Raw genomic sequence first — 21,587 nt, 5'->3', positions numbered from 1 at the left:
CGGTGGCACACATGGCGCAGGCCCAAGTGATCGCGGACGACCGGGTGTTCACCCCGGTGATCATCGACGTCGAAGTCAATGGCACGGCAGAGGGGCCTGCACGCTCTGCGCTCCGGCACGGGGGCAAGCTCCTGTTCAGCCGTGCCGACCTGCAGGCGTGGCGCGTCATCGTTCCCGCCCAGGCGACGGCCGTGGTCGAGGGGGCCGATTACTACGACCCCGCTGCGTTGCCCAATGGCAGCGTGGCGCTGGAAGAAAGCACGCAGACGGCGCAAGTGCGCTTGCCCGTGACGGCATTCGTGGCCAGTGCACTCACCGGCAAGGCCGCGAACCGGCCGTCGCTCACGCCTTCCGTCAATGCCGCCTTCGTCAACTACAACATGGCGTTGCAGCACGACAGCAACGGCACTGCCGCATCGGGACTGCTCGACAGCACGGTTTCGGGCCAATGGGGATTGCTGGCGAACAGCGTGCTCGTCGGCCAGTCGGCCTATCAGAATGCAACGGGCCTTTCGTCGTTGAGCAAGATGGTCCGGCTCGACAGCTACTACCGCTACGACGACCCGGATCGCCTGACGCGGCTGACGGTTGGCGACGCCATCACGCAGAACGCCGCGTGGTCCACGCCGTCGCGCTTTGCCGGGGTGCAGTTCGGCACGCAGTTCGGCCTGAGCCCCGGGTACATCAGCTATCCGGTGCCGTCGCTCACGGGCGGATCGGCCGTCGCGTCGACGCTCGAAGCCTATGTGAACAACACGCTGCACTATCAGGGGCAGGTCGATTCGGGCCCGTTTTCGTTGAGCAACGTGCCGGTGCTCAGCGGCGCGGGTGAGATGAGCTTCTCGGTGTCCGACGCGCTGGGCGTGCGGCGCACCGTCACGACGCCTTACTACGTGAGCACGAATCTGCTGCGCGCGGGCTTGTCGGACTACTCGGTCAACGTGGGGTGGAGCCGCCTCAACTATGGCCTTCAGAGCAATGACTACGGCAGCCCGTTCGCTGCCGGCAACTGGCGCCGCGGACTCAGCGAGACGGCCACCATGGAGCTGCATGGCGAGGCCGGCGCGCAGGTTCAGGTTGCCGGCGCCGGCCTGACCTGGGTGTGGGCGCCGCTGGGGGAGTTCGGACTGCACGGCGCGGCCAGCCGCTCGCAGGACGCGGGCAACGGAACGCTCGGGCGCGTCTCGTTTGCGCACATCGCTCCTGAGTGGAGCTTCTCGGCAAGCCGGCAATCCGCCAGCGCGGGCTTCATGCAGGTTGCATGGCTGGACAGCCAGACGCACACGACCGGGCAGACCCAACTGTTCCTGGGGCGCTCCCTTGGCCGCCGCTATGGCAGCCTGGGCCTGGCCTACACGGCATTGCGCTACAGCGGCGGCGACGAGGCCAAGGTGCTTTCGCTCAACCATTCCATTCAGCTCGGTGCCGTGTTCCTGAACACCTATGTGGCGCGCACCGACTCGGGCGCCACGGCGAATCGCCAGCGCGTCGCATCGGTCGGCTTGAGCCTGACCCTTCCGCTGGGCGACCGGCAGACCGCATCGGCCACGACCAACCGGCAGAACGGGAAGACCACCACCACGGTCGACGTCAGCCAGGCGACGCCGAGCGATGAGGGGCTGGGCTGGCGCGTCGCGGCCTCGAATGGCGAGACAAAGCGCGCCCAGGCCGAGGCAACCTGGCGGACCCCCTATGCGAGCTTCAACGCGCAGGTCGTCGACCTCAACAAGGAGACCAGCGCCAGGGTGCTTGCCGAGGGTTCACTGGGCTATACGTCGGGCATGTTCTTCGCGGCGCAATCGTCCAGCGACGGCTTTGCGCTGGTGACGGTGCCTGGCGCGGCCGGCATCAAGATCTACCGGGAGAACAACCTGGCGACGACGACCGACGGCGAGGGGCATGCCCTCGTGACCGGGCTGCGTGCCCATGAGCTGAACAAGATCAGCGTGGACAACGGCGATCTGCCGATTTCGGCGCAGGTGCACTCCGACGTGCTGCAGGTCGTGCCGTCGTACAAGGGCGTTGCGGCGGCCACCTTCGACATCTCGCGCGACCTGAGCGCCACCATGCAGATCCGGCTGCCCGACGGGTCGCCGCTGCCGGCTGGCATCGACGTTGTCGGCGAAGGCCGTCCGTCTCCATTGATCACCGGCTACGGCGGCACGCTGCAGCTCGATCGCCCCCGTGCGGGCGAACGCTTCGAGGCGAATTGGCGCACTGGCCATTGCAGTTTCACGGTCGGCCCCATTCCGACCACCGGCACGCTGCCACAAATCGGGCCCTACACATGCGAAACGATGCTTCCAACTACAGCGCGCTGATCTGGGTTGCCGGACTGATTGGCGCGCTGGCTGCCGCGTCGGCACATGCGTCATGCACGTCGACGGGGCTCGGGACGCCGACCTGCTCTGCCAGCATCAGCGCGACGGCCCTGAGCTTCGGAAACTACAGCGCGTCCACGACGAGTGCCACCACAAGTACCGGCACCATCACGGTGGCGGCCACGTTCTCAGGAAGTGTCTTCGGAACCAGCACCTTGAGCTATACGGTCAGCCTCAGTGCGGGGAATTCGGGAACGACCACGAGCCGCTATATGAGCTATGGCAGCTACACCCTGAACTACAACCTGTACACCAGTTCGACCTACGGGACGGTCTGGGCGACCAGCACTGTGTCGGGCAGCGCGTCCACCTCAGGTGGGTTCGGGAGCAGGACGGCAAGCACCACGCACACCGTCTACGGTCGCCTGCCTGCCGGCCAGTACACGGCTGCGCCGGGCAGCTATACCGACACCATCACGGTGACTGTGACCTACTGAGTTGTTGTTTCCGGGGTTTTCGGCTCAGTGCACCAACACGGGGGTGTGGGCCAGCTCGGCGTAGCCTTCGAGCGTGTCTTCGACCTCTTCCTGGGTGGGAGTGTTGAGCTGCCAGGCGGCGATCTGCTGCTGGAACAGTTCGGCCCAGGAGCCGTCGAGGTACACCTCCTTGCCCGAACGCTTGTCCACGATCTCGAAGCCATGGCGCTCCAGAACCGGCACATTCGGCTGCGCGGGCTCCTCGCCTTCATTGGGCTGCACGTGTACGACGACGAAAGACTCCGAGTCATAAAGCATGTTCATGGCGGGCCCTGTGAGTATGTCGATGGCGTTCATGGGGTTTAGATAGCAATCAACGCGCCAGTTTCAAGATAGGTTGTCTATTTGTAAAACCAACAGGCTAATCGGCATATCTCCAGGACCTTTTGCTTCGATAGTGTGACTTTCTCCTCAATTCGAGGGGCCCGCGGGTAGGGGTTTGCGCAATTGGGCGTCAGCGAAGTCGCCGTTTGCTTCCGTCTGCCTGATGCGCACGGGCAGATAACCGTACGCTGGCGCAAGCCAGAGCTCCAGTTTTCTGTCGAAATCCCGGCGCGGGTTGCGGGTGAGCTTGCGCGCGGTGTATTCGCCGGCCGGGAGGGCCATCTTTTCCTCTTCGCCGACCACGAAGACCCAGACGTCGGCATCGCGCGGCCCCACGGTCTGGACCGAGATCCGGGTGCCCGCCGGATAGCGATCCGGGCTGGCCGCCAGCAGGCCGCCGAGCTGCATCATGACGCTCATGCGGTCCTGCGCGCCGGCCAGCAGGGGCACAGGGGGCGTGTTGTTGCTGAACACGATCTGCCCCTGGTCGCGCACGAAATGCGACGCCACCTCGGCCTTGCGGCTTTCGGAGTACCGCTCGGGCTCTAGGCCGGAGGGGCCGATGCGGCCGGTGCTGTGCCAGTTGAGCAGGGTGAAGAACACCGCCTTGAGCGTCAGCCGCCCGTCGTAGCGGGAGCCATCCTGCAGCCAGACGAGCTCACCGAACACGCCCCGCTGCGGGGAGGCCCCCACTTGGCCCGTGGCTTCGAAATCGAGCGTGACCGAACCAGGGATCCTCAGCGCCTGGGTGCCGGCGATGGTTCCCGAGGCTTCGCTGCCGCCGGCCGTCTTGGTGCCGCTGCCCGTGCCACCGGCAGGGGAAGACGCACCAGCCGGGGCGCTGGCGGCTGCTTCGGGCGGTGCTGCTCCTGAATCGGGAGCAGCCTGGGCCGTCAGGTCGGGTGTTTCCGGAGCAGGGGGCACGGAAGCGTCTGGCTCCGGCGCTGGCGTAACGGCCGCAGGAGCCGGCTTCGGACGGGGCGCCGACGGCTCGCGGGGCCGGCGCGGCTTGGGCGGCGGTGCTGGCTTGGCTTCCGCCGGGGCGGCAGCCGGCGCAGCGGGCTTTTCAGAAGCCGGCGGCGCGATCACGATCGTCCGCGTGCTGAACTTGCTCGCCAGTGGCGAGGGTTCCGGCCCGATGGCCACCGGCGCCAGCCCGAGCACCAGCAGGTGGATCAGCGCCACCAGCAGCGTCAGACCGATCAGCACCCGCCACGACGGACGCCCGGGCAGGCCGGGAGGCAGCAAGGAAGAAGGAGGGGCGACGAGCGTCGGCATCAGTGTGTGGAGTGAGGCGCCGGCCCGGAGGTTCACGAAGACCACCTCGGTACACTGCCGCCCGTTCAACCAGTTTAAGTGGGAGCGGCGCCCGGCCTCGTGCACGCGCCGTGTCCCGCGCCATCACGCACGCACCGCATCATGAAACTCGCCACCCTGAAGGACGGCTCGCGCGACGGCCAGCTCGTCGTTGTCTCGCGCGACCTCACGCTCGCCCACTACGCCACCGGCATCGCGAGCCGGCTGCAGCAGGTGCTGGACGACTGGGGCTTCATGAGCCCGCAGCTGCAGGACCTGTACGACTCCCTCAACACCGGCCGCGCGCGCCACGCCTTCCCCTTCGATCCGTCGATGTGCATGGCCCCGCTGCCGCGCGCCTACCAGTGGGCGGATGGCTCGGCCTACATCAACCACGTCGAGCTGGTGCGCAAGGCGCGCAACGCCGAAGTGCCCGAGAGCTTCTACTCCGACCCGCTGATGTACCAGGGCGGCAGCGACGACTTCCTCGGCCCGACCGACGACGTGATCGTGCCCAGCGAAGCCATGGGCATCGACTTCGAGGCCGAGATCGCCGTCATCACCGGCGACGTGCGCATGGGCTCCACGCCCGACCAGGCACTCGACGGCATCCGCCTCGTGATGCTGGCCAACGACGTGAGCCTGCGCAACCTGATTCCGGCCGAGCTGGCCAAGGGCTTTGGCTTCTTCCAGAGCAAGCCCGCCACCGCCTTCAGCCCCGTGGCCGTGACGCTCGACGAGATCGGCGAGGCCTGGCAGGACGGCCGCGTGCACCTGGCGCTGCAAAGCAGCTGGAACGGCCGCAAGGTCGGCATGTGCGACGCCGGCCCGGAGATGACCTTCCACTTCGGCCAGCTCATCGCCCACATCGCCAAGACACGCAACGTGCGCGCCGGCAGCATCGTGGGCAGCGGCACCGTGAGCAACAAGGGCGTGGAGAAAAACGGCCAGATGGACTGGCCCAAGGGCTATTCGTGCATCGCCGAGAAGCGCTGCATCGAGACCATCCAGACCGGCCAGCCCTATACCGACTTCATGAAGTTCGGCGACACGATCCGCATCGAGATGAAGGGGCTGGACGGGCGTTCGCTGTTCGGTGCGATCGACCAGGAGATCGTGTCGACGGCCGGGCGGCCGAAGGAGGCGCCGGTGTCGCTGGTGAAGCCGCAGGGCGGTCTGGAAGAAGCAGCTGAAGATTGAGCGGCTTGACCTTTCAAGGTCAATACTTCTGTCTGGCCGCGTTTGATTCGAGATTTGGACCCTTCTGGGTCAAAAATCGATATCGCTTCAAATTGACCCTATAAAGACAAATAAGATTGATTTGATCAAGCGTTAAGTAATAATGCTCTTATCAGGTCAATTCATGTACCTCACTCCCGACAATCTTTCTGAACTGGCCATGCGACTCACGGCCGAGCGCAAGCGCCAGGGTTTGTCGCGCGCGCAAGCCGCTTCGGTGTGCGGCGTCAGCCCCTCGTTCATCCGCGACGCGGAAAGCGATCCGGGGCGCTGTTCCTTGGTGAAATTGCTGCTCCTCGCGACCGGACTGGGACTCAAAGCCAGCCTTGGCGGTTGGCAGGGCGACCCCGAGGCGAGCGCCGAATGATCCGGCTGCGCATCTGGGCCAACGCCCGTCCGATGGGGTGGTTCGGCCATGTTGCCGCTGACTACTTCTTCGAGTACGACCCTCAATGGCTGGAACAGCCAGGGCACTACGTGCTGGCACCGCAATTTCCGCTGGTGGCCGGGCGCTACACCGGGCACCTGGTCCGGTCTTTTTTCGAGAATCTGCTCCCTGAAGGCGAGGCGCTCGACGACATCGTCAGCGCCATTCATTTGCGCGGCGCTTCATCCTTCGAGTTGCTGGGCCGCCTGGGCGCGGAGCTTCCCGGTGTGCTCTCGCTGCTGCCGCCCGAGGCGCGGCCAGTGCCGGCGCAGGAATACCGTCCGCTACCGTTCGAGGAGCTGAGTCGACGGCTGGCCGGCCGCGACCGCACGCCGCTGTTGCTGTCCAACACCCAGGCGACCATGTCGCTGGCCGGCGCGCAGGACAAGATCGGCCTGCGCTTCGACCCGGCAGGCCAGCGCCTGAGCGACAGCATTGGCCAGTCACCCACCACGCACATCCTCAAGCCTGACACGCGCCAAGCGCGCTACCACCCCAGCGCAGTCAACGAATTTGCCTGCATGAAGCTGGCACGAGCGCTTCGGTTGCCGGTGCCGGAGGTTTGGCTGCTTCGCATTCCCGAGGCGGCTTACGTGGTCGAACGCTACGACCGGCTGCTGGCGGCGGGCAACATCGTGAGCCTTCATCAAGTCGACGGCTGCCAGTTGCTGGGACACGGCGCGGACTGGAAATATCAGCGTTCGGGCGGGCTGGTCAGCATTCCCTTGCTGGTCAAGGTCTTGCGCGGGCTGGGCGTGCGCGCCATCGACCTGCTGCAGTTCCAGCGTTGGGTGATGTTCAACTACCTGATCGGCAATTCGGATGCGCACGCCAAGAACGTGTCGGTGCTGGTCGATGACAAGGGCTTCAGGCTCGCGCCGTTCTACGACCTGCTGTGCGTGCGCGCGTACGGGGACACTGGTCTGGCGCTGTTCATCGGGGACGAGGAAACCTTCGATTCGGTGGGCCGCCATTCCTGGGAGGCCCTGTGCGAAGACTGCGGCTTTCGCCTGCCTGAAACGTTGGCCGAGTTCGGCAAGATGGCGCGTGCCTTGTTGCCGGCATGGCACAAGGTCCGCGCGTCACTGGACAAATCGCACGACCCGAACGATGCCGAAGTGCATGTGCTGGAAAGAATGACGCACGTGTTCGAGCTTCATGCTCGAAACGCGTTGTCGATGATTGGCGGCTGATCGCGAGGACGGCGCAATTAACGGCCTTAACAGGCTGGACTACAGACTCGCACCGCGCAGCAGTTCTTTCTGCGACCGTATCCCCAGCCGCCGGAACGCCCGGTACTGATGCGTGCGCACAGTCGTCAGCTCCACGCCGATCTCGCGCGCCGCTTCTTTCGCCGTCTTCCCAGCCATCAGGTGGCCGATGACCTCGCGTTCGCGCAGGCTCAGCCTCAGCAGCCGCGAGGCCAGCGTGGGCTCCACCGCCTCCCTTACGGCCACAGCGCTGCGGCCATGCGCCGCGGTGGCGTCGGCCAGTAGCGTGGCGTGCGCCTCGATGCGCGCGAAGTCCTCCACACCGAACTCCGGCTGCGCAAGGCTGCGGTAGAAGCTCACCGCCACGCGCTGCCCCGTGGGCAGCAGCAACAGCACCGACGCTCGTTCGCGGATGCCGACGTCGCCATAGCAGGCGGCGCGGTAGGCCGGGTCGGCCACTTCGTCGGCGTGCTGGTGGCCCAGCCATAGCTGCGCGCGCTTCGGCAGCTTGCGAGCAGCGAGCCAGGCCATGTTCGGGTCGAGCAGGTCGAAGCGCTGCGCCACATAGCGTTCGGTGGTGCGCTCTGCCGTGCTGCCGTAGCTGCTGGCGGCAGACACCGCCTCGATGCGGCCGGTGGCATCGACCACGAACACGGTGCAGAAAGTCACCGGCATCACGCGCTGCATCGCCTTGAGATAGCTGGTCGCCAGGTGCGGCGTGCCCACGCCGGAGAGCACGTCGCCGACGACGGCTGCGGCCAGCGCGGTGTCGGTGGGGTGGATGCGCCAGCGTCTCATGCGTGAAGAAAAAGAAGAGCAGTTCGGGTAAGTACCTCGTACGAAGTTATGACATTGACGGTCCCCGCGCATCGGGACAATCCCGTCGGATGACGAACTCTCCCGATGCCGCCAGCGGCCCCGTGCCTCCGCCGGCCAGCGCCACTGAACTGCCGCCGTCGGTCGGCGCCTTCCACTACACGCGTTACAAGCCCTGGACGCCGCCGCTCGAAGAAGGCGGTATCGAACCCGGCCGCCATCCAGTGGTGATCGCGGGCGGTGGGCCGGTCGGCATGGCGCTCGCGCTGGGGCTCGCGAACCACGGCGTGCGCAGCGTGATCCTCGAAGCCGACGACACGGTGTGCGTGGGCAGCCGCGCGGCCTGCATCTCGCGGCGCAGCCTTGAAATCATGGAGCGGCTCGGCGTACTGCCCGGCTTCATGACCAAGGGCCTGCCGTGGACTGGCGGTCGCAGCTTCTACAAGACGGCCGAGGTGTTCCGCTTCGAGATGCCGCACGACGCGCAGCAAAAACTGCCGCCGATGATCAACCTCGAGCAGTACTACGCCGAGCACTATCTGCTGGAAGAAATCTTCCGCCGCAACGAGCAGACACCGGGGCTCATCGACATCCGCTGGGGCACCGAGCTCACCGGTCTCGCGCAAAGCGATGAGGGCGTGACGCTCGACGTGCGCAACGTCGAAGGCGCCTACCGGCTGCACGGACAGTGGCTCGCGGCCTGCGACGGCGGCCAGAGCTTCGTGCGCAAGGCGATGGGGCTCACGCTCGAGGGCACGGGCTACGAAGGCCGCTACGTGATCATTGACATCGAGTTGCACAGCGGCCACCCGACCGAGCGCCGCGCGTGGTTCGACCCGCCGTGGAACCCCGGCTCGACCGTGCTGATGCACCGCCAGCCCGACGACATCTGGCGCATCGACTACCAGCTGCGCTCCGGCCAGAGCACCGAAGAAGCGCTGCAGCCGCCGGCCGTGGCCGAGTTCGTGCAGCGCCACCTCGACGCCATCGGCGAAGGCCACCTGCCGTGGAAGACGGTGTGGACCTCGGTCTACCGCGCCGGCGCGATGACGCTCGACAGCTATCGCCACGGCCGCGTCGTGTTCGCGGGCAACGCGGCGCATGCAATGCCGATCTTCGGCGTGCGTGGGCTCAACTCGGGCTTCGACGATGCGGACAACCTCGCGTGGAAGCTGGCGTTCGTGGCCAGGGGCTTGTCAGATGCGGCGCTGCTCGACTCGTACTCGCAGGAGCGCATCGCGGCCTTCCACGTGAACGCCGAGAACGCGATGCGCAGCACCGAGTTCATGTCGCCGCCGTCGCGCGGTTTCGACCTGCTGCGCGAGGCGGCGCTGTCGCTGTCGGAAGCGCATCGCGGCATTGCGCAGCTCATCAATCCGCGCCAGACGCAGGCCGTGCGCTATGCCGATTCGCCACTGTCTAGCGAGGGTGACGAACTGCCGAGGGGTCCGCTGCCGGGCGAGGTGATGCCCGAGCAACAACTTGCGCAAGGCCACCTCACCGACTGGATCGCGCCGACTTTCACGCTGCTGGTGCTGCGGCCCGATGTGGCCCCGCTGCCTGCAGCCGACATTGCGCAGGCACTGCAGGGCGCGCTGCCCTTCGTCGTGCGCAGCATCGCGGCCCCGGGCATCGACGGCGCCGACGTGCATGCATCTCCCGTCGTCTTCGAAGCGCTCGGCGCGCAAGACGGCGCGGTCTATCTGCTGCGTCCCGATGGCCACGTGGCCGCGCGCTGGCATCGCCTGCCGCCCGGCGCCCTGCAACCTGCACTGGCCCGCGCGGCCCAGGAGCTCCTCGCATGACCACGACACCGCTGAACCCCGACGCCCGCGACCGCCTCTATGCCGAGTGCGCACGCGCCATCACCGAGGCGGGCGCCGAGCGCGAATCGCTGTTCCTCGCGCGGCTCGCGCTGCTGCTGTTCGAGCAGGTCGGAGACGAGGCGCGCTGCCGCGCCGCGCTGGCCGATGCGCTGCGCGCGCTGCCCGTACCATCGCTGTCCGCTTCCTGATTTCCAAACCAATTACAAACGACTGGAGACTGATCCATGGATCGCCGCACCCTTCTCGCCACGCTCGCTTCCGGCGCCGCCTTGGCCGCCACGCCCTTCGCCCATGCGCAGGAATACCCCGCGCAGCTCATCAAGTGGGTCGTGCCCTATCCGGCGGGCGGCGGCACCGACGTGATCGCGCGCGTGCTGGCCGAATCGATGCGCCAGACGCTGGGCCAGCAGATCGTGGTCGACAACCGCCCCGGCGCCTCGACCAACATCGGCGCCGACCTCGTCGCCAAGAGCAAGCCCGACGGCTACACGATCCTCTCGGCCGACAACGCCGTGCTGGCCTTCAACGAGCACCTGTTCAGCAAGCTGCCCTTCAACCCCGAAAGAGACTTCACCTACATCGGCGCGATCGGCAAGTTTCCGCTCGCGCTGGTGGTGCATCCGGACTTCCCGGCGAAGAATTTCAAGGAGTTCCTGGCCTACGTGAAGGCCAATCCCGGCAAGGTCAACTACGCCTCGCCCGGCAACGGCTCGCCGCACCACCTGGCAATGGAAATGTTCAAGGTGCGCACCGGCACCTTCATCACCCACATTCCGTACCGCGGCGCGGCGCCGGCCATGGCCGACGTGATGGGCGGGCAGGTGCCCTGCATGTTCCTCGACCTGGCCTCGGGCCTGTCGATCATGCAGAGCAACAAGGTGCGGGTGCTGGCCATCGGCTCGGGCGCGCGCAGCAAGCTGCTGCCCAACGTGCCGACGCTGGCCGAAGTGGGCGTGCCCAACACCGAAGTGTTCGCGTTCCAGGGCATCCTCGGCCCGGCCGGCCTGCCGCCCGCGGTGGTGAACAGGCTCAACGGCGACCTGAACAAGGCATTCGGCACGCCGGCCGTGCAGAAGCGTTTCGAAGACTTCGGCATGGAAGCGATGCCGGGCTCGCCGGCGCAGTTCGCGGCGCTGTCGCGCGCGGAGTCGAAGCGCTGGGGCCCGATCATCAAGCAGGCCGGCATCAAGCTGGACTGATGCCGGCAACCGGCGTTTGCCCTAGCGGGTGAACGCCTTTCGCGAGCCGTCTTCGAGGACTTCGTCGTCGCGCTGCAATTCGCCGCTTTCGTCCCAGGTGCGCTCGCGCGTCACGCGGCCCTTGGCGTCGAAGCTCGACTCGGCCAGCAGCGTGCCCTTCTCGCTGAAGCGCTGGTGGGTGCCGACCGGAATCTGCCGGTTGCGGCCCGCGATCTCGTAGCGGCCCTGCGCGGCGCGCTGGCCGCTGTCGTAGAACTCGGTGATCTCGACCGCACGCGCGTCGCCGCTGCCGCTGTATGCCGACTTGCTGCGCGGCTGGCCGTTGAGGTAGTAGCCGTCGTCGACGATCGGCTCGCCCGCGCTGTTCCAGCGCTGGTCGCGCACCAGCGTGCCCTTTTCGGAGAAGGCCTGCTCGCGCACGCGGATGCTCGCGCGCTCGACCAGCAGGTACACCGTCTCGCGGCGCTTGATGCCTTCGGACGAGTAGTTCTGCTCGGTGCGCTGGTTGCCCACGGTTTCGTCCAGCGATGCCGTCTTGCCGTTGTCGTAGAAGCTCTGCGAGCGAACCCGCTTGCCCGACACGAAAGAAAGCCGCGAACGCAGGCTGCCGCGCGCGTCGAACAGGTCGACCTGCGACGGGCCGGTGCCCGTGAAGCCGCAGAGCTTGGCGTCGTCCGCCACCGGCGCGAGCGTGGGCGCGTCCGCGCAGCGCAGGGCCGAAAGCTGGCCGTTCTCGGTGAATTCGACCGACGCGCGTTCGCTGCCGCTGCCGGTGTCGGGATAGAAGATGGCGCGCCGCAGCTTGCCGTCGGGGTAGAAGTTGCGCACCAGCCCGCGCTCCTGGCCATCGTCGTAGGTGGCGTCGCGCAGCACGCGGCCCGTGGGCGAGAACTCGCGGGCGCGGCCGTGCAGGTTGCCCTTGGCGTTGAGGCTGTGCTCCTTGGCGAGCTTGCCCTTCTCGTAGATGCGCACCAGGCCCATCGACACGCCGTTCTGGATCTGCTCTTCGCGCTGCAGCTCGCCGGTTGCGTGGTCCTTGCAGCGCAGCAGGCCGGTCTTGCCGGCGGTGCTGCTGCCGTTGGCCGGGTTCACGCTGCGGCCGTTGAGCTCGCAGTCGAGCTGCGCATGCGCCGCCGTGGCACAGAGGAGTGCGAAGAGTGCGGCGGCGCCGCGAGGGGCGATCCGGCGCGGGGTCATTTCACTTGTCGTACAGCGTTTCGAGGGAGCGCAAGCCCTTGATCTCGATCGGGTTGCCGAACGGGTCGAAGAAGAACATCGTCCATTGCTCGCCCGGCTGGCCTTCGAAGCGCACCTGCGGCTTCAGCACGAACTCGGTGCCGGCGGCTTCGAGCCGCGCGGCCATTGCCTGCCAGTCGGACAGGGCCAGCGCGAGGCCGAAGTGCGGCATCGGCACCATCACGTCGCCGACGCGGCCGGTGCGGGCGGTGGCGAAGGGCTCGCCGAGGTGAAGGGAAATCTGGTGGCCGAAGAAGTCGAAGTCGACCCAGGTGTCGGTGCTGCGGCCTTCGGCGCAGCCGAGCACGTCGCCATAGAAGCGGCGGGCGCCGTCGAGGTCGCGAACGTTGAAGGCAAGGTGGAAGATGCTCTGCATGGTTTCGGATTATGGGCAGCGGTGCTGTGAGAATGCCGGACTTTCTTTCATCGTGGAGCAAGCCTTGCGGATACTCCGGGTCCTCGTTGCGCGGATGCGCGACATCCTCTCTCTTCTTCCTTCGGCGCCGGATTTCCGGCGCATGCCGCGCCAGATCCTGGCTGGCGCGTGCTGTGTGTTCAGCTTCGCGGCGGCGCATGCCGCCTGCCCGCCATCGGCCATCGCCAGCCTCGAGAAGCCGGGCATGGGCGTGCGCAACGGCGTCGACCGCGGGGTGCTCTGGCGCATCGAGCGCGACGGGCGCACCTCGTGGCTCTACGGCACCATCCACGTCGGCCGCGGCGACTGGGTGCGGCCCGGCCCGACCATCCAGAAGGCGCTGACGCAGAGCGACACCCTCGCGCTGGAACTCGACCTGCGCGACGAGGCCACCGCCCGCGGCATGGCCCGGCCGGCCGACCCGGAGCTGCTGGCGCGCATGCTCAGCGGCGAGCGCGCCCGCCGGCTGGAGCGCCAGAACTCTGAAGCTTGCGTGCCGCCGGGAACGCTGTCGAAGCTGCAGCCGATCCTGCAGGTCACGGCGCTGGCCGGCCTGGCGGGGCGTGCCGATGGGCTGTACCCGGAATTCGGCGTGGACGAGACGCTGGCGGTCTCCGCCCGCAACAGCAGCAAGCCGATCGTCGCGCTCGAAAACGCGGCTGAACAGATCAAGGTGCTGACGGGCGAGTCCGAAGCCGAAGAAGCCGAGCAGGTCGATGCGGCACTCGACGAGCTGGAGTCCGGCAAGCTGCGCGGCCAGCTCAAGGAACTGGCCGATGTCTGGGCGCGCAGCGACGCGGCCAAACTGGCTAGCTATCCCGAGTGGTGCGACTGCCTCAAGACGCCTGCCGAGCAGCGTCTGATGAAGCGCCTGCTCGACGACCGCAACCCGAACCTGGCCGATGGCATCGAGCGCCTGCACGCCGGCGGCAAGGGCGTCTTCGCGGCGGTCGGGGCGTTGCACATGATCGGCCCGCAGGGGTTGCCCACGCTGATGGCTGCGCGTGGCTTCACCGTGACGCCGGTGCTGACCAACGCACAGGCGCAGACGGCGCAGCCGATGCCCGCGCTCGCGGCGCCATCGCCCGCGCCAAGGGCCGTGCGCGGCGGCAAGGCCGTGAAGGGCCAGCGCGGGCAGGCGGTGCAGAAGGGCGGCAAATCGACGAAGGCGGCACCCGCTGCCAGGGGCGCCAAGGCCCCCGCCAAAGCGCCAGCCAAGGCCGCGGCCCCTGCCGCCAAGGGCAAAGTGCGCAGATAATCGCCCGCCATGCACGCGTTGCGAACCCACACCCGCTTCCTCGGCCTCGTCGGCCGCTGGGTGCTGCTGTGGTTCGTGATGTCGCTGGGCGTGGCGGTGGCGTCGCCGCTGGTGAATCCGCAGTCGATGGAGCTTGTGTGCTCCAGCGCCGGCTCGATCAAGGTGGTAGTCCATACCGAAGACGGCGCGCAGGAAATGGGCGCCTCGCACATGGACTGCCCGCTGTGCGTGCTGACCGGCGCGCCGCCGCCGGCCATGGCGGTTCCGGTTTTCGATCTTCCCTTGCCGCTGGGCCGCGTGGTCCAGTCCATTCCCGCCGCGCGCCTGGCCGCGGCCACCGCGGCACCGCTGCCGGCGCGCGGGCCCCCGACTTTCTCCTGACGCTCTCAAAACCATAGCTGCATACGCACGACCGAGTGCGTGTGCGGCCTGTCTGGCTTGAAGTTTCGTGGAGAAGGTTCCTCTTGAAAAAGCATTCCCGCGCCCTGGCGATCGCCATGGCATTTCCTCTTGGCGCGCCTGCGCTGGCGCAGCAGCAGCCCGCCGAAGCGCCTGAAAGCGGCACCGGTGGCCGTTCGCTCAGCACCGTCACCGTGAGCGGCGGCCGGCCGACCTCGCTGCCGGCGCAGATCCCCACCACCATCGAAGGCGTGACGCACGACCAGATCGTCGAGACCGTCAACGCCACCGACAGCGAAGACGCGCTCAAGTACCTGCCGAGCCTGGTCGTGCGCAAGCGCTACATCGGCGACTTCAACCATGCCGTGCTCGCCACCCGCGCTTCAGGCACGGGCAACAGCGCGCGCTCGCTGGTCTACGCCGACGGCATCATGCTGTCGAACCCGCTGGGCAACGGCGCCACCTACGCGCCGCGCTGGGGCATGGTGTCGCCCGAAGAAATCGAGCGGGTCGACGTGCTCTACGGGCCGTTTTCGGCTGCGTACCCCGGCAACTCGGTGGGCGCGGTGGTCGACTACGTGACGCGCATGCCCACGCAGCTGGAGGCGCACATCAAGCTCAGCGGCTTCGTGTCGAACTTCGACCTGTACAACAGCCATTCCTCCCCGGCCGGCCAGCAGCTCGACCTGTCGCTGGGCAGCCGCAGCGGCGACTGGTCGTGGTGGCTCAGCGCCTCGCGCACCCACAGCAAAGGACAAGCGCTGGTGTTTGGCAACCGGCTGGTGAGTGCGGGCACGGTCGGCAGCGCAGGCACACCCGTGACCGGCGCGGTGCTGGGGCTGAACCCGTCGAACCAGCCCTGGTGGCTGGTGGGCGGCTCCACCATCTACGACACCACGCAGGAGCAGGCCAAGCTCAAGGTGGCGTACGACTTCTCGCCCACCGTGCGCGCCACCTACACGCTGGGCGCGTGGAACAACACCACGCACGGCGGCGTCGATACCTGGCTGCGCGATGCGCTCGGGCGGCCGGTGTACGGCGGCCGCGTGAACATCGGCGGGCGCACCTACAACCTCGATTCACCGAGCGCCGCGCTCGCACCGACCGAGACCGCGCTCACGCACTACATGCACGGCCTCTCGGTGAAGAGTCACACCGGCGGCGTGTTCGACTGGGAGGTGGCGGCGAGCCTGTTCGACTATTCGAGCGACACCTCGCGCACGCCCACCACGCCGCTGCCGGGCGCCTTCAGCGGCGGGCCGGGCCGCACCACCGACATGGGCGGCTCCGGCTGGAACACCTTCAAGGCGGCAGGCACCTGGCGGCCTACCGGCTCGGCTGAGGGCGTGGGCGCGCACGTGGTCGACTTCGGCTTCCAGCAGGACACGGCGCGCCTGCGCACCAGCGTCGGCAACACGCTCGACTGGATCAGCGGATCGCCCGTCACGCCGTTCTCGGCCTTCAACGGCAACACCCGGCTGCAGTCGCTCTACGTGCAGGACACCTGGCGCTTCGCGAAGGACTGGAAGACCACGCTCGGCCTGCGCCACGAGCGCTGGGAAGCCTACGGCGGCCAGCTCGGCAGCGCGGCCACGCTGCTGAACTTTGCGCCGCGCAAGAACAGCTACGACTCGCCCAAGGCCGCCATCGCCTGGCAGGCCACGTCCGACTGGCTCCTCAAGGCCTCGACCGGCCGCGCGGTGCGCATGCCGACGGTGAGCGAGCTCTACCAGGGCTCGATCAGCGGAAACCAGATCATCAACACCAATCCGAACCTGCGCCCCGAACGCTCGTGGACCACCGAGCTCAGCGCCGAGCGCGACCTGAAGGGCTGGGGGCTCGACGGCGTGCTGCGCACCACGCTGTTCTTCGAGAACACGAAGGACGCGCTCTACACGCAGGCCCTCACCAACCTCGTGAGCACGGTGCAGAACGTCGATGCCATCCGCACGCGCGGGCTCGAAGTGGCGATGAATGCGGTCGACGTGGGCGTGCGGGGGCTCGACCTCGGCGGCAGCCTCACGCTGACCCGCTCGAAGATCACCGCCAACAGCGGCTTTCCCGCCAGTGTCGGCCACGACCAGCCGCGCGTGCCGAAGGTGCGCGCCACGCTGCTCGCCACCTACCGGCCGGACGCCAACTGGAGCTACACCGTCGGCGCGCGCTACAGCGGCAAGCAGTACGGCACGCTCGACAACAGCGACCCCAACGGCTTCGCGTACATGGGTTTCTCGAAGTTCTTCGTGGTCGACGCGCGCATACGCTACCGGATCGACAAGCAATGGAGCGCGTCCTTCGGCATCGACAACCTGAACAACGACAAGTACTGGGCCTTCCACCCGTACCCGCAGCGCACCTACGTGGCCGAACTCAAGTTCGACCTTTGACTCTTTCACTCCAACTGCAAGGACACGATATGAACAAGACTTCGATGACCGCCCTCAAGACCGCCGCTGCCTGCGCCATGCTGGCGGGCATGGGCGCCGCCGTGGCGCACGTCACCCTGCCGCCGGGCAGTGCCACCGTCGGTAGCGACTACAACGCCGCCTTCCGCGTCGGCCACGCCTGCGAAGGCGCCAAGGCCACCACCGGCCTCGCCGTGCGCCTGCCCAATGGCTTTGTGCTGAGCGATGCGCAGGAGCGCAAGGGCTGGAAGCTCGACGTGCAGAAGAGCGGTGATGGCGAAGTGCGCTGGACGGCAGAAAAGCCCGAGAACGCGCTGCCCGGCAGCGAACGCGCCGAGTTCGTGCTGCGCGGCAAGGTGCCCGCGACGCCCGGCACGCTGTGGTTCAAGGTGCTGCAGACCTGCGACACCGGCGTGGCCGACTGGGCCGAGGTGCCGGCCTCGGGCAACTCGACCGCCGGCCTGAAGAGCCCGGCCGCCAAGTTGAACGTGGTGGCGCAGGGCGTGGCCACGGTCGACGTACGCGACGGCTGGGTGCGCCAGTCGGTGCCGGGCCAGAGCGGCACCGGTGCCTTCATGAAGCTCACTGCGCCCACCGGCACGAAGCTGGTGAGCATCTCCACCCCGGCCGCCGGCATTGCCGAAGTGCACGAGATGAAGATGGAAGGCGACACCATGAAGATGCGCGAACTGACCGGCGGCCTCGACCTGCCCGCGGGCCAGACCGTCGAGCTCAAGCCCGGCGGCTATCACGTGATGATGATGGACCTGAAGGGCGCGCTGGCCAAGGGCGCGACCGTGCCGATGACGCTGAAGTTCGAGGACGCCAAGGGCGTGAAGACCGCGCTGGACGTGACGCTGCCGGTGGGGGCGCCCGAAGGTGCCGATGCAGCCGGTTCGGCGCACCAGCACAAGCACTGACGGCGTCTACAGAAGCTGGTCGGGCGCCAGCGGCCCGAAGAGCTTGAGCAGCAGCCGCAGCGTGGCGCTGGCATCGGGCTCGGTGGTGGTGTCCTTCAGGCCGCTGCCTTCGGGCGCGCGCCACAACAGCGAGCCGTCGACCAGCTCGACATGCCATGAGCGCTCGCGCATGCCGCGCTCGATCTGCTCGGACGCGGCGCGCGAGAGTTCGTTGCTGCGGATCAGCAGCGCGATCTCGGTGTTCTGCAGTTGCGAGCGCAGGTCGAGGTTCATCGAGCCGACCACCAGCAGACGGCCATCCATCACCAGCACCTTGGAGTGCAGCATCGCGCGCGATTCGCCGGTAGCGCTGCTGCCGCCCGAGGAGCCGAAGACGTTGCCGAAGCCCGCCTGTTCGCTGCGCAGTTCGTAGAGCTCGATGCCCATTCCGAGCAACTCCTCGCGGTGGCGTGCGTAGCCCACGTGCGCCACCGGCGCGTCGTTCGAGGCCAGCGAGTTGGTCAGCACGCGGATGCGCACGCCCCGGGTGCGGGCTGCGGAAAAGGCTTGCAGCATGTCTTTTCCGGGCACGAAGTAGGGCGAGATGATGAGCAGGTCGGCGCGCGCCTGGCCGATCAGCTGCAGCAGGCCTTCGACCACGGTGTCGCCGCTGGCGGCCAGATCGGACGCGGCTTCCAGCGAGGCCGCACCGGGCGAGGTGCCGGCCTTGTCGCCGGGCCGGCTGACCACGAGGCCCGGCGCCTTCGCGCTTTCGGGGCCCGAGTCGGCGGGGATCTTGCCGGGCTTGTCCGCCAACATCGCGGCCGGCGCCCAGACGAAGGTGGCGGTGCGCAGGTCCAGCGGCTTCTCGTCCCATGCGCGGGCGCGCTGTTCGGCGGTGGGAGGGGCGTTGTCCGAGGCTTTCTGCTGGCTGGCAGATTCTTCGGCCAGCTCCTGGTCAGCCTTGCGCGCGCGGTCGCGCATGGCCTGCAGTTCCTCGCGCGTGACCAGCGATTGCACCGGGTAGGCGCGCTCGTTGTTCCAGTAGCTGTCGAAGCTGCGCGAGAGGTCTTGCACGATGGGGCCGGCCGCCAGCACGTCGACATCGACGAAGTTGCCGTTTGTCGCGTTGCCGAAATACGCATCGCCGAGGTTGCGCCCGCCCGTGACGCCGAGCACGTTGTCGGCCAGGAACAGCTTGTTGTGCATGCGCTGCTGGATGCGCGAGGCGTCGTCGATCGAGTTGAGCAGGCGGCTGAAGGTGGAGTCGCGCGAGCCGGCCAGCGGGTTGAACAGGCGCATCTCGATGTTCGGGATGAAGGCCAGGCCCAGTACCAATGCGTCGCGGCCGGTGGTGTGGAAGTCGTCGAGCAGCACGCGCACCCGCACGCCGCGCTCGGCCGCCGAGCGCAGGCCGCGCAGCAGGCGGCCGGTGCTGGCATCGGCGTGGATCGCGTAGTACTGCAGGTCCAGCGTCTTCTGGGCACCCTCGATCAGCGCGAGCCGGCTGCCGTAGGCGGCCTGCGGACCGCCCAGGAGCAGGAAGCCGGATTCGTAGCGGGCCTTGTCGGTCTGCCGGCGCTGCTGCACCAGATCGGCCATCGCGGTGCCGGCGGCTGGCGAGGCGAGAGCGGTCGAGACGGGCCGGTCGACGTTCTGGGGCAGCTGTGCGCAGGCACCGAGGATCAGCAGCGCGAGAAGCGCAGTGGATCGGCGCAAGAACGTCTGGAAGGAAGAAGGCATGCGGCTTTCCCGGGGCTTGGAAGGGTGAGCCGCATATATAGCCTAGTCGGCGCCCGCCCGGCGTCGGACGGGCGGACGATCGGCGCCGACGGGTGTCAGCGTCCGGCGGTGAGCTCTTCCTGGCGCTCCAGGGCGGAGAGCAGTTCGTCGTCGATCCTGGCGTGGCGCTCGGCCAGTTCGGCGGCGCGCGACGCGTCGCTGGCGTAGATGGCGCCGCCGTCGAGTTCGAGCATTTCGGTGATGCGGGTCTGCTCGGCTTCGAGGGCTGCGATCTGGGCGGGGAGGGTGTCGAGTTCGCGCTGCTCTTTATAGGAGAGCTTCTTGCGGGCGCCTGCTGCCTTGGGGGCGGAGGCTTCCGCGGCGGCCGGGGCGGGTGCGGGGGCTGGCGTCGGGGCGGGTGCCGCGGCCGCGCGCTGCTCGGCGATCTCGCGGGCGCGCTTGGACTGGATCAGCCAGTCCTGCACGCTGCCTTCGTACTCGCGCCAGCTGCCGTCGCCTTCGTAGGCGATGGTGCTGGTGACCACGTTGTCGAGGAAGGTCCGGTCGTGGCTCACGAGGAACACGGTGCCGTCGTAGTCCTGCAGCAGGTTTTCGAGCAACTCCAGGGTGTCGATGTCGAGGTCGTTGGTCGGCTCATCGAGCACCAGCACGTTGGCCGGTCGCGCGAACAGGCGGGCCAGCAGCAGGCGGTTGCGCTCGCCGCCGCTGAGCGAGCGCACGGGGGAGTTGGCGCGCGCGGGGGAGAAGAGGAAGTCCGAGAGGTAGCTCTTGACGTGCTTCTTCTGCGAGCCGATCTCGATCCACTCGCTGCCGGGGCTGATGAAGTCTTCCAGGGTGGCGTCGAGGTCGAGCTTGTCGCGCATCTGGTCGAAGTACGCCACCTGCAGGTTGGTGCCCCGGCGGATCTTGCCGTTGTCTGGTTCGAGCTCGCCCAGGATCAGCTTCAGCAGGGTCGTCTTACCCGCGCCGTTGGGGCCGAGCAGCCCGACCTTGTCGCCGCGCAGGATGGTGCCGCTGAACTTGCGGATGACGGTCTTTTCGCCGAAGGATTTGGTGGCCTCGGTGAGCTCGGCCACGATCTTGCCGCTGGACTGGCCGGAGGCGACGTCCATGTTGACGCTGCCTTGCACTTCCCGGCGGGCGACGCGGCTGGCGCGCAGTTCCTGCAGGCGGGTGATGCGGCTCTGGCTGCGGGTGCGGCGGGCTTCCACGCCCTTGCGGATCCAGATTTCTTCCTGGGCCAGGAGCTTGTCGGCCTTGGCGCTGATGACGGCCTCCTGGGCGAGCTGCTCTTCCTTCTGCAGCAGGTATTGCTCGAAGTTGCCGGGGTAGGAGCCCAGCTTGCCTCGGTCCAGCTCCACGATGCGGGTGGCGACGCGGTTCAGGAAGCTGCGGTCATGGGTGACGGTAACGACGCTGCCCTTGAAGTCGATCAGCAGCTGTTCGAGCCATTCGATGGAGTCGAGGTCCAGGTGGTTGGTGGGCTCGTCGAGAAGAAGGACGTCTGGCGCGGCCACCAGAGCCTGCGCCAGGGCGACACGCTTGCGGGTGCCTCCGGAGAGAGAGCCGACGCGGGCATCGCGATCGAGGTGCAGGCGGTGCAGCGTTTCCTCCACGCGCTGCTCCCAGTTCCAGGCGTCGAAGGCTTCGATTTGAGACTGGAGGGCATCCAGGTCGAGGCCGTCCGCGCCGGAGAGATAGAGATCGCGGATGGCAATGACGGGGGCCAGGCCCTGGCTGGCTGCGGTGAAGACGTCCGCATCCATATCCAGAAGAGGTTCCTGGGCCACATAGGCTACCCGGAGGTTCTGCTGCAACTGGAGGTTGCCGTCGTCGGTTTTTTCCAGGCCGCCCAGTATCTTGAGCAGGGAAGACTTGCCAGCGCCATTGCGGCCGATCAGGCCGATGCGCTCTGATTCAAGAAGAGAAAAGTCCGCATGATCCAGCAGCGGGACGTGACCGAACGCCAGTTGGGCGTCGAGGAGTGTGATGAGTGCCATGTGGCGCGGATTATCGGAGGAGCCAATGTCAGGGCTT

The 21,587-nt window shown here is 67.5% G+C and carries 19 protein-coding genes; 12 read left to right on the top strand and 7 right to left on the bottom strand.

The genetic code is table 11. The features are described from left to right. The first annotated feature begins 11 nt into the window (after positions 1-11). Positions 12-2,321 (top strand): fimbria/pilus outer membrane usher protein, encoded by a 2,310-nt coding sequence (locus ACTG4X_RS31690; RefSeq protein ID WP_440532819.1) that lies wholly within the window; start codon positions 12-14, stop codon positions 2,319-2,321. Beyond that, on the top strand, positions 2,288-2,818 hold the full coding sequence (locus ACTG4X_RS31685) for a spore coat protein U domain-containing protein (protein ID WP_440532818.1): 531 nt from the start codon (positions 2,288-2,290) through the stop codon (positions 2,816-2,818). The genes ACTG4X_RS31690 and ACTG4X_RS31685 overlap by 34 nt, the downstream gene beginning before the upstream one ends. Before the next feature lie 24 nt (positions 2,819-2,842). Here ACTG4X_RS31685 and ACTG4X_RS31680 read toward each other — a convergent pair whose 3' ends face one another. Beyond that, positions 2,843-3,121 carry a BTH_I0359 family protein gene (locus tag ACTG4X_RS31680; protein WP_176929076.1) on the bottom strand — a complete coding sequence of 93 codons (279 nt, stop codon included), beginning with the start codon at positions 3,119-3,121 and terminating at the stop codon, positions 2,843-2,845. A gap of 147 nt (positions 3,122-3,268) precedes the next feature. Further along, positions 3,269-4,390, bottom strand: coding sequence for a DUF3108 domain-containing protein (locus ACTG4X_RS31675; protein ID WP_440532817.1), 1,122 nt, complete (start codon positions 4,388-4,390; stop codon positions 3,269-3,271). Between the two features lie 210 nt (positions 4,391-4,600). Between ACTG4X_RS31675 and ACTG4X_RS31670 the strand changes: the two genes are divergently transcribed. From ACTG4X_RS31670 to ACTG4X_RS31660, 3 genes are all read left to right on the top strand, one after another. Next, positions 4,601-5,677: a fumarylacetoacetate hydrolase family protein gene (locus ACTG4X_RS31670; RefSeq protein ID WP_097197863.1), complete on the top strand. Its 1,077-nt coding sequence runs from the start codon at positions 4,601-4,603 to the stop codon at positions 5,675-5,677. Between the two features lie 163 nt (positions 5,678-5,840). Next, entirely contained in the window at positions 5,841-6,083 is a 243-nt protein-coding gene (locus ACTG4X_RS31665; RefSeq protein WP_093178412.1) for a helix-turn-helix domain-containing protein, read from the top strand. Next, positions 6,080-7,336, top strand: a complete 1,257-nt coding sequence (locus ACTG4X_RS31660; RefSeq protein WP_097197864.1) for a HipA domain-containing protein — start codon at positions 6,080-6,082, stop codon at positions 7,334-7,336. The genes ACTG4X_RS31665 and ACTG4X_RS31660 overlap by 4 nt, the downstream gene beginning before the upstream one ends. 39 nt (positions 7,337-7,375) lie before the next feature. On the opposite strand, the gene ACTG4X_RS31655 is transcribed toward ACTG4X_RS31660, so the two are convergent. Then, positions 7,376-8,152, bottom strand: a complete 777-nt coding sequence (locus tag ACTG4X_RS31655) for a helix-turn-helix transcriptional regulator (protein WP_307617595.1) — start codon at positions 8,150-8,152, stop codon at positions 7,376-7,378. An 89-nt stretch (positions 8,153-8,241) separates the two neighbouring features. Between ACTG4X_RS31655 and ACTG4X_RS31650 the strand changes: the two genes are divergently transcribed. Genes ACTG4X_RS31650 through ACTG4X_RS31640 form a run of 3 tightly spaced genes read left to right on the top strand, consistent with a single transcriptional unit; the run spans position 8,242 to position 11,195 of the window. Continuing rightward, positions 8,242-9,975 (top strand): FAD-dependent monooxygenase, encoded by a 1,734-nt coding sequence (locus tag ACTG4X_RS31650; RefSeq protein ID WP_097197866.1) that lies wholly within the window; start codon positions 8,242-8,244, stop codon positions 9,973-9,975. Continuing rightward, positions 9,972-10,184, top strand: a complete 213-nt coding sequence (locus ACTG4X_RS31645; RefSeq protein WP_093178406.1) for a DUF2783 domain-containing protein — start codon at positions 9,972-9,974, stop codon at positions 10,182-10,184. The genes ACTG4X_RS31650 and ACTG4X_RS31645 overlap by 4 nt, the downstream gene beginning before the upstream one ends. Before the next feature lie 36 nt (positions 10,185-10,220). Further along, positions 10,221-11,195: a Bug family tripartite tricarboxylate transporter substrate binding protein gene (locus ACTG4X_RS31640; protein WP_097197867.1), complete on the top strand. Its 975-nt coding sequence runs from the start codon at positions 10,221-10,223 to the stop codon at positions 11,193-11,195. A 21-nt stretch (positions 11,196-11,216) separates the two neighbouring features. Here ACTG4X_RS31640 and ACTG4X_RS31635 read toward each other — a convergent pair whose 3' ends face one another. After that, the gene (locus ACTG4X_RS31635; RefSeq protein ID WP_093178404.1) at positions 11,217-12,392 is read right to left on the bottom strand and encodes a toxin-antitoxin system YwqK family antitoxin; all 1,176 of its coding nucleotides are present in this window, start codon (positions 12,390-12,392) and stop codon (positions 11,217-11,219) included. A gap of 1 nt (position 12,393) precedes the next feature. Then, a complete protein-coding gene (locus ACTG4X_RS31630) occupies positions 12,394-12,807 on the bottom strand; it encodes a VOC family protein (protein ID WP_097197868.1) in 414 nt (137 codons plus the stop codon). Positions 12,808-12,949: 142 nt separating this feature from the next. Here ACTG4X_RS31630 and ACTG4X_RS31625 point away from each other — a divergent pair, with 142 nt between their 5' ends. From ACTG4X_RS31625 to ACTG4X_RS31610, 4 genes are all read left to right on the top strand, one after another. Beyond that, a complete protein-coding gene (locus ACTG4X_RS31625) occupies positions 12,950-14,104 on the top strand; it encodes a TraB/GumN family protein (protein WP_179830369.1) in 1,155 nt (384 codons plus the stop codon). 9 nt (positions 14,105-14,113) lie between these two features. Further along, positions 14,114-14,485, top strand: a complete 372-nt coding sequence (locus ACTG4X_RS31620) for a DUF2946 family protein (RefSeq protein ID WP_093079084.1) — start codon at positions 14,114-14,116, stop codon at positions 14,483-14,485. Between the two features lie 116 nt (positions 14,486-14,601). After that, positions 14,602-16,890, top strand: a complete 2,289-nt coding sequence (locus tag ACTG4X_RS31615; RefSeq protein ID WP_097197870.1) for a TonB-dependent receptor — start codon at positions 14,602-14,604, stop codon at positions 16,888-16,890. 29 nt (positions 16,891-16,919) lie between these two features. Next, positions 16,920-17,828 (top strand): copper chaperone PCu(A)C, encoded by a 909-nt coding sequence (locus ACTG4X_RS31610; RefSeq protein ID WP_257014516.1) that lies wholly within the window; start codon positions 16,920-16,922, stop codon positions 17,826-17,828. 6 nt (positions 17,829-17,834) lie between these two features. On the opposite strand, the gene ACTG4X_RS31605 is transcribed toward ACTG4X_RS31610, so the two are convergent. Further along, entirely contained in the window at positions 17,835-19,550 is a 1,716-nt protein-coding gene (locus ACTG4X_RS31605; protein WP_097197871.1) for a phospholipase D family protein, read from the bottom strand. Between the two features lie 95 nt (positions 19,551-19,645). After that, entirely contained in the window at positions 19,646-21,550 is a 1,905-nt protein-coding gene (locus ACTG4X_RS31600; RefSeq protein WP_097197872.1) for an ATP-binding cassette domain-containing protein, read from the bottom strand. Positions 21,551-21,587: the final 37 nt, after the last annotated feature.

Origin of the sequence: Variovorax sp. YR566 (assembly GCF_051992195.1) — a bacterium.
In the GTDB taxonomy this organism is placed as follows: Bacteria; Pseudomonadota; Gammaproteobacteria; order Burkholderiales; family Burkholderiaceae_C; genus Variovorax.
This window is presented reverse-complemented; position numbering and strand designations above follow the sequence as displayed.

Excerpts from the sequence above, each read along its gene's own strand:
- ACTG4X_RS31690 (WP_440532819.1), top strand. The coding sequence starts at position 12 with ATGGCGCAGGCCCAAGTGATCGCGGACGACCGGGTGTTCACCCCGGTG.
- ACTG4X_RS31685 (WP_440532818.1), top strand. The coding sequence starts at position 2,288 with ATGCGAAACGATGCTTCCAACTACAGCGCGCTGATCTGGGTTGCCGGA.
- ACTG4X_RS31680 (WP_176929076.1), bottom strand. The coding sequence starts at position 3,121 with ATGAACATGCTTTATGACTCGGAGTCTTTCGTCGTCGTACACGTGCAG.
- ACTG4X_RS31670 (WP_097197863.1), top strand. The coding sequence starts at position 4,601 with ATGAAACTCGCCACCCTGAAGGACGGCTCGCGCGACGGCCAGCTCGTC.
- ACTG4X_RS31665 (WP_093178412.1), top strand. The coding sequence starts at position 5,841 with ATGTACCTCACTCCCGACAATCTTTCTGAACTGGCCATGCGACTCACG.
- ACTG4X_RS31660 (WP_097197864.1), top strand. The coding sequence starts at position 6,080 with ATGATCCGGCTGCGCATCTGGGCCAACGCCCGTCCGATGGGGTGGTTC.
- ACTG4X_RS31655 (WP_307617595.1), bottom strand. The coding sequence starts at position 8,152 with ATGAGACGCTGGCGCATCCACCCCACCGACACCGCGCTGGCCGCAGCC.
- ACTG4X_RS31650 (WP_097197866.1), top strand. The coding sequence starts at position 8,242 with ATGACGAACTCTCCCGATGCCGCCAGCGGCCCCGTGCCTCCGCCGGCC.
- ACTG4X_RS31645 (WP_093178406.1), top strand. The coding sequence starts at position 9,972 with ATGACCACGACACCGCTGAACCCCGACGCCCGCGACCGCCTCTATGCC.
- ACTG4X_RS31640 (WP_097197867.1), top strand. The coding sequence starts at position 10,221 with ATGGATCGCCGCACCCTTCTCGCCACGCTCGCTTCCGGCGCCGCCTTG.
- ACTG4X_RS31635 (WP_093178404.1), bottom strand. The coding sequence starts at position 12,392 with ATGACCCCGCGCCGGATCGCCCCTCGCGGCGCCGCCGCACTCTTCGCA.
- ACTG4X_RS31630 (WP_097197868.1), bottom strand. The coding sequence starts at position 12,807 with ATGCAGAGCATCTTCCACCTTGCCTTCAACGTTCGCGACCTCGACGGC.
- ACTG4X_RS31625 (WP_179830369.1), top strand. The coding sequence starts at position 12,950 with ATGCCGCGCCAGATCCTGGCTGGCGCGTGCTGTGTGTTCAGCTTCGCG.
- ACTG4X_RS31620 (WP_093079084.1), top strand. The coding sequence starts at position 14,114 with ATGCACGCGTTGCGAACCCACACCCGCTTCCTCGGCCTCGTCGGCCGC.
- ACTG4X_RS31615 (WP_097197870.1), top strand. The coding sequence starts at position 14,602 with ATGGCATTTCCTCTTGGCGCGCCTGCGCTGGCGCAGCAGCAGCCCGCC.
- ACTG4X_RS31610 (WP_257014516.1), top strand. The coding sequence starts at position 16,920 with ATGAACAAGACTTCGATGACCGCCCTCAAGACCGCCGCTGCCTGCGCC.
- ACTG4X_RS31605 (WP_097197871.1), bottom strand. The coding sequence starts at position 19,550 with ATGCCTTCTTCCTTCCAGACGTTCTTGCGCCGATCCACTGCGCTTCTC.
- ACTG4X_RS31600 (WP_097197872.1), bottom strand. The coding sequence starts at position 21,550 with ATGGCACTCATCACACTCCTCGACGCCCAACTGGCGTTCGGTCACGTC.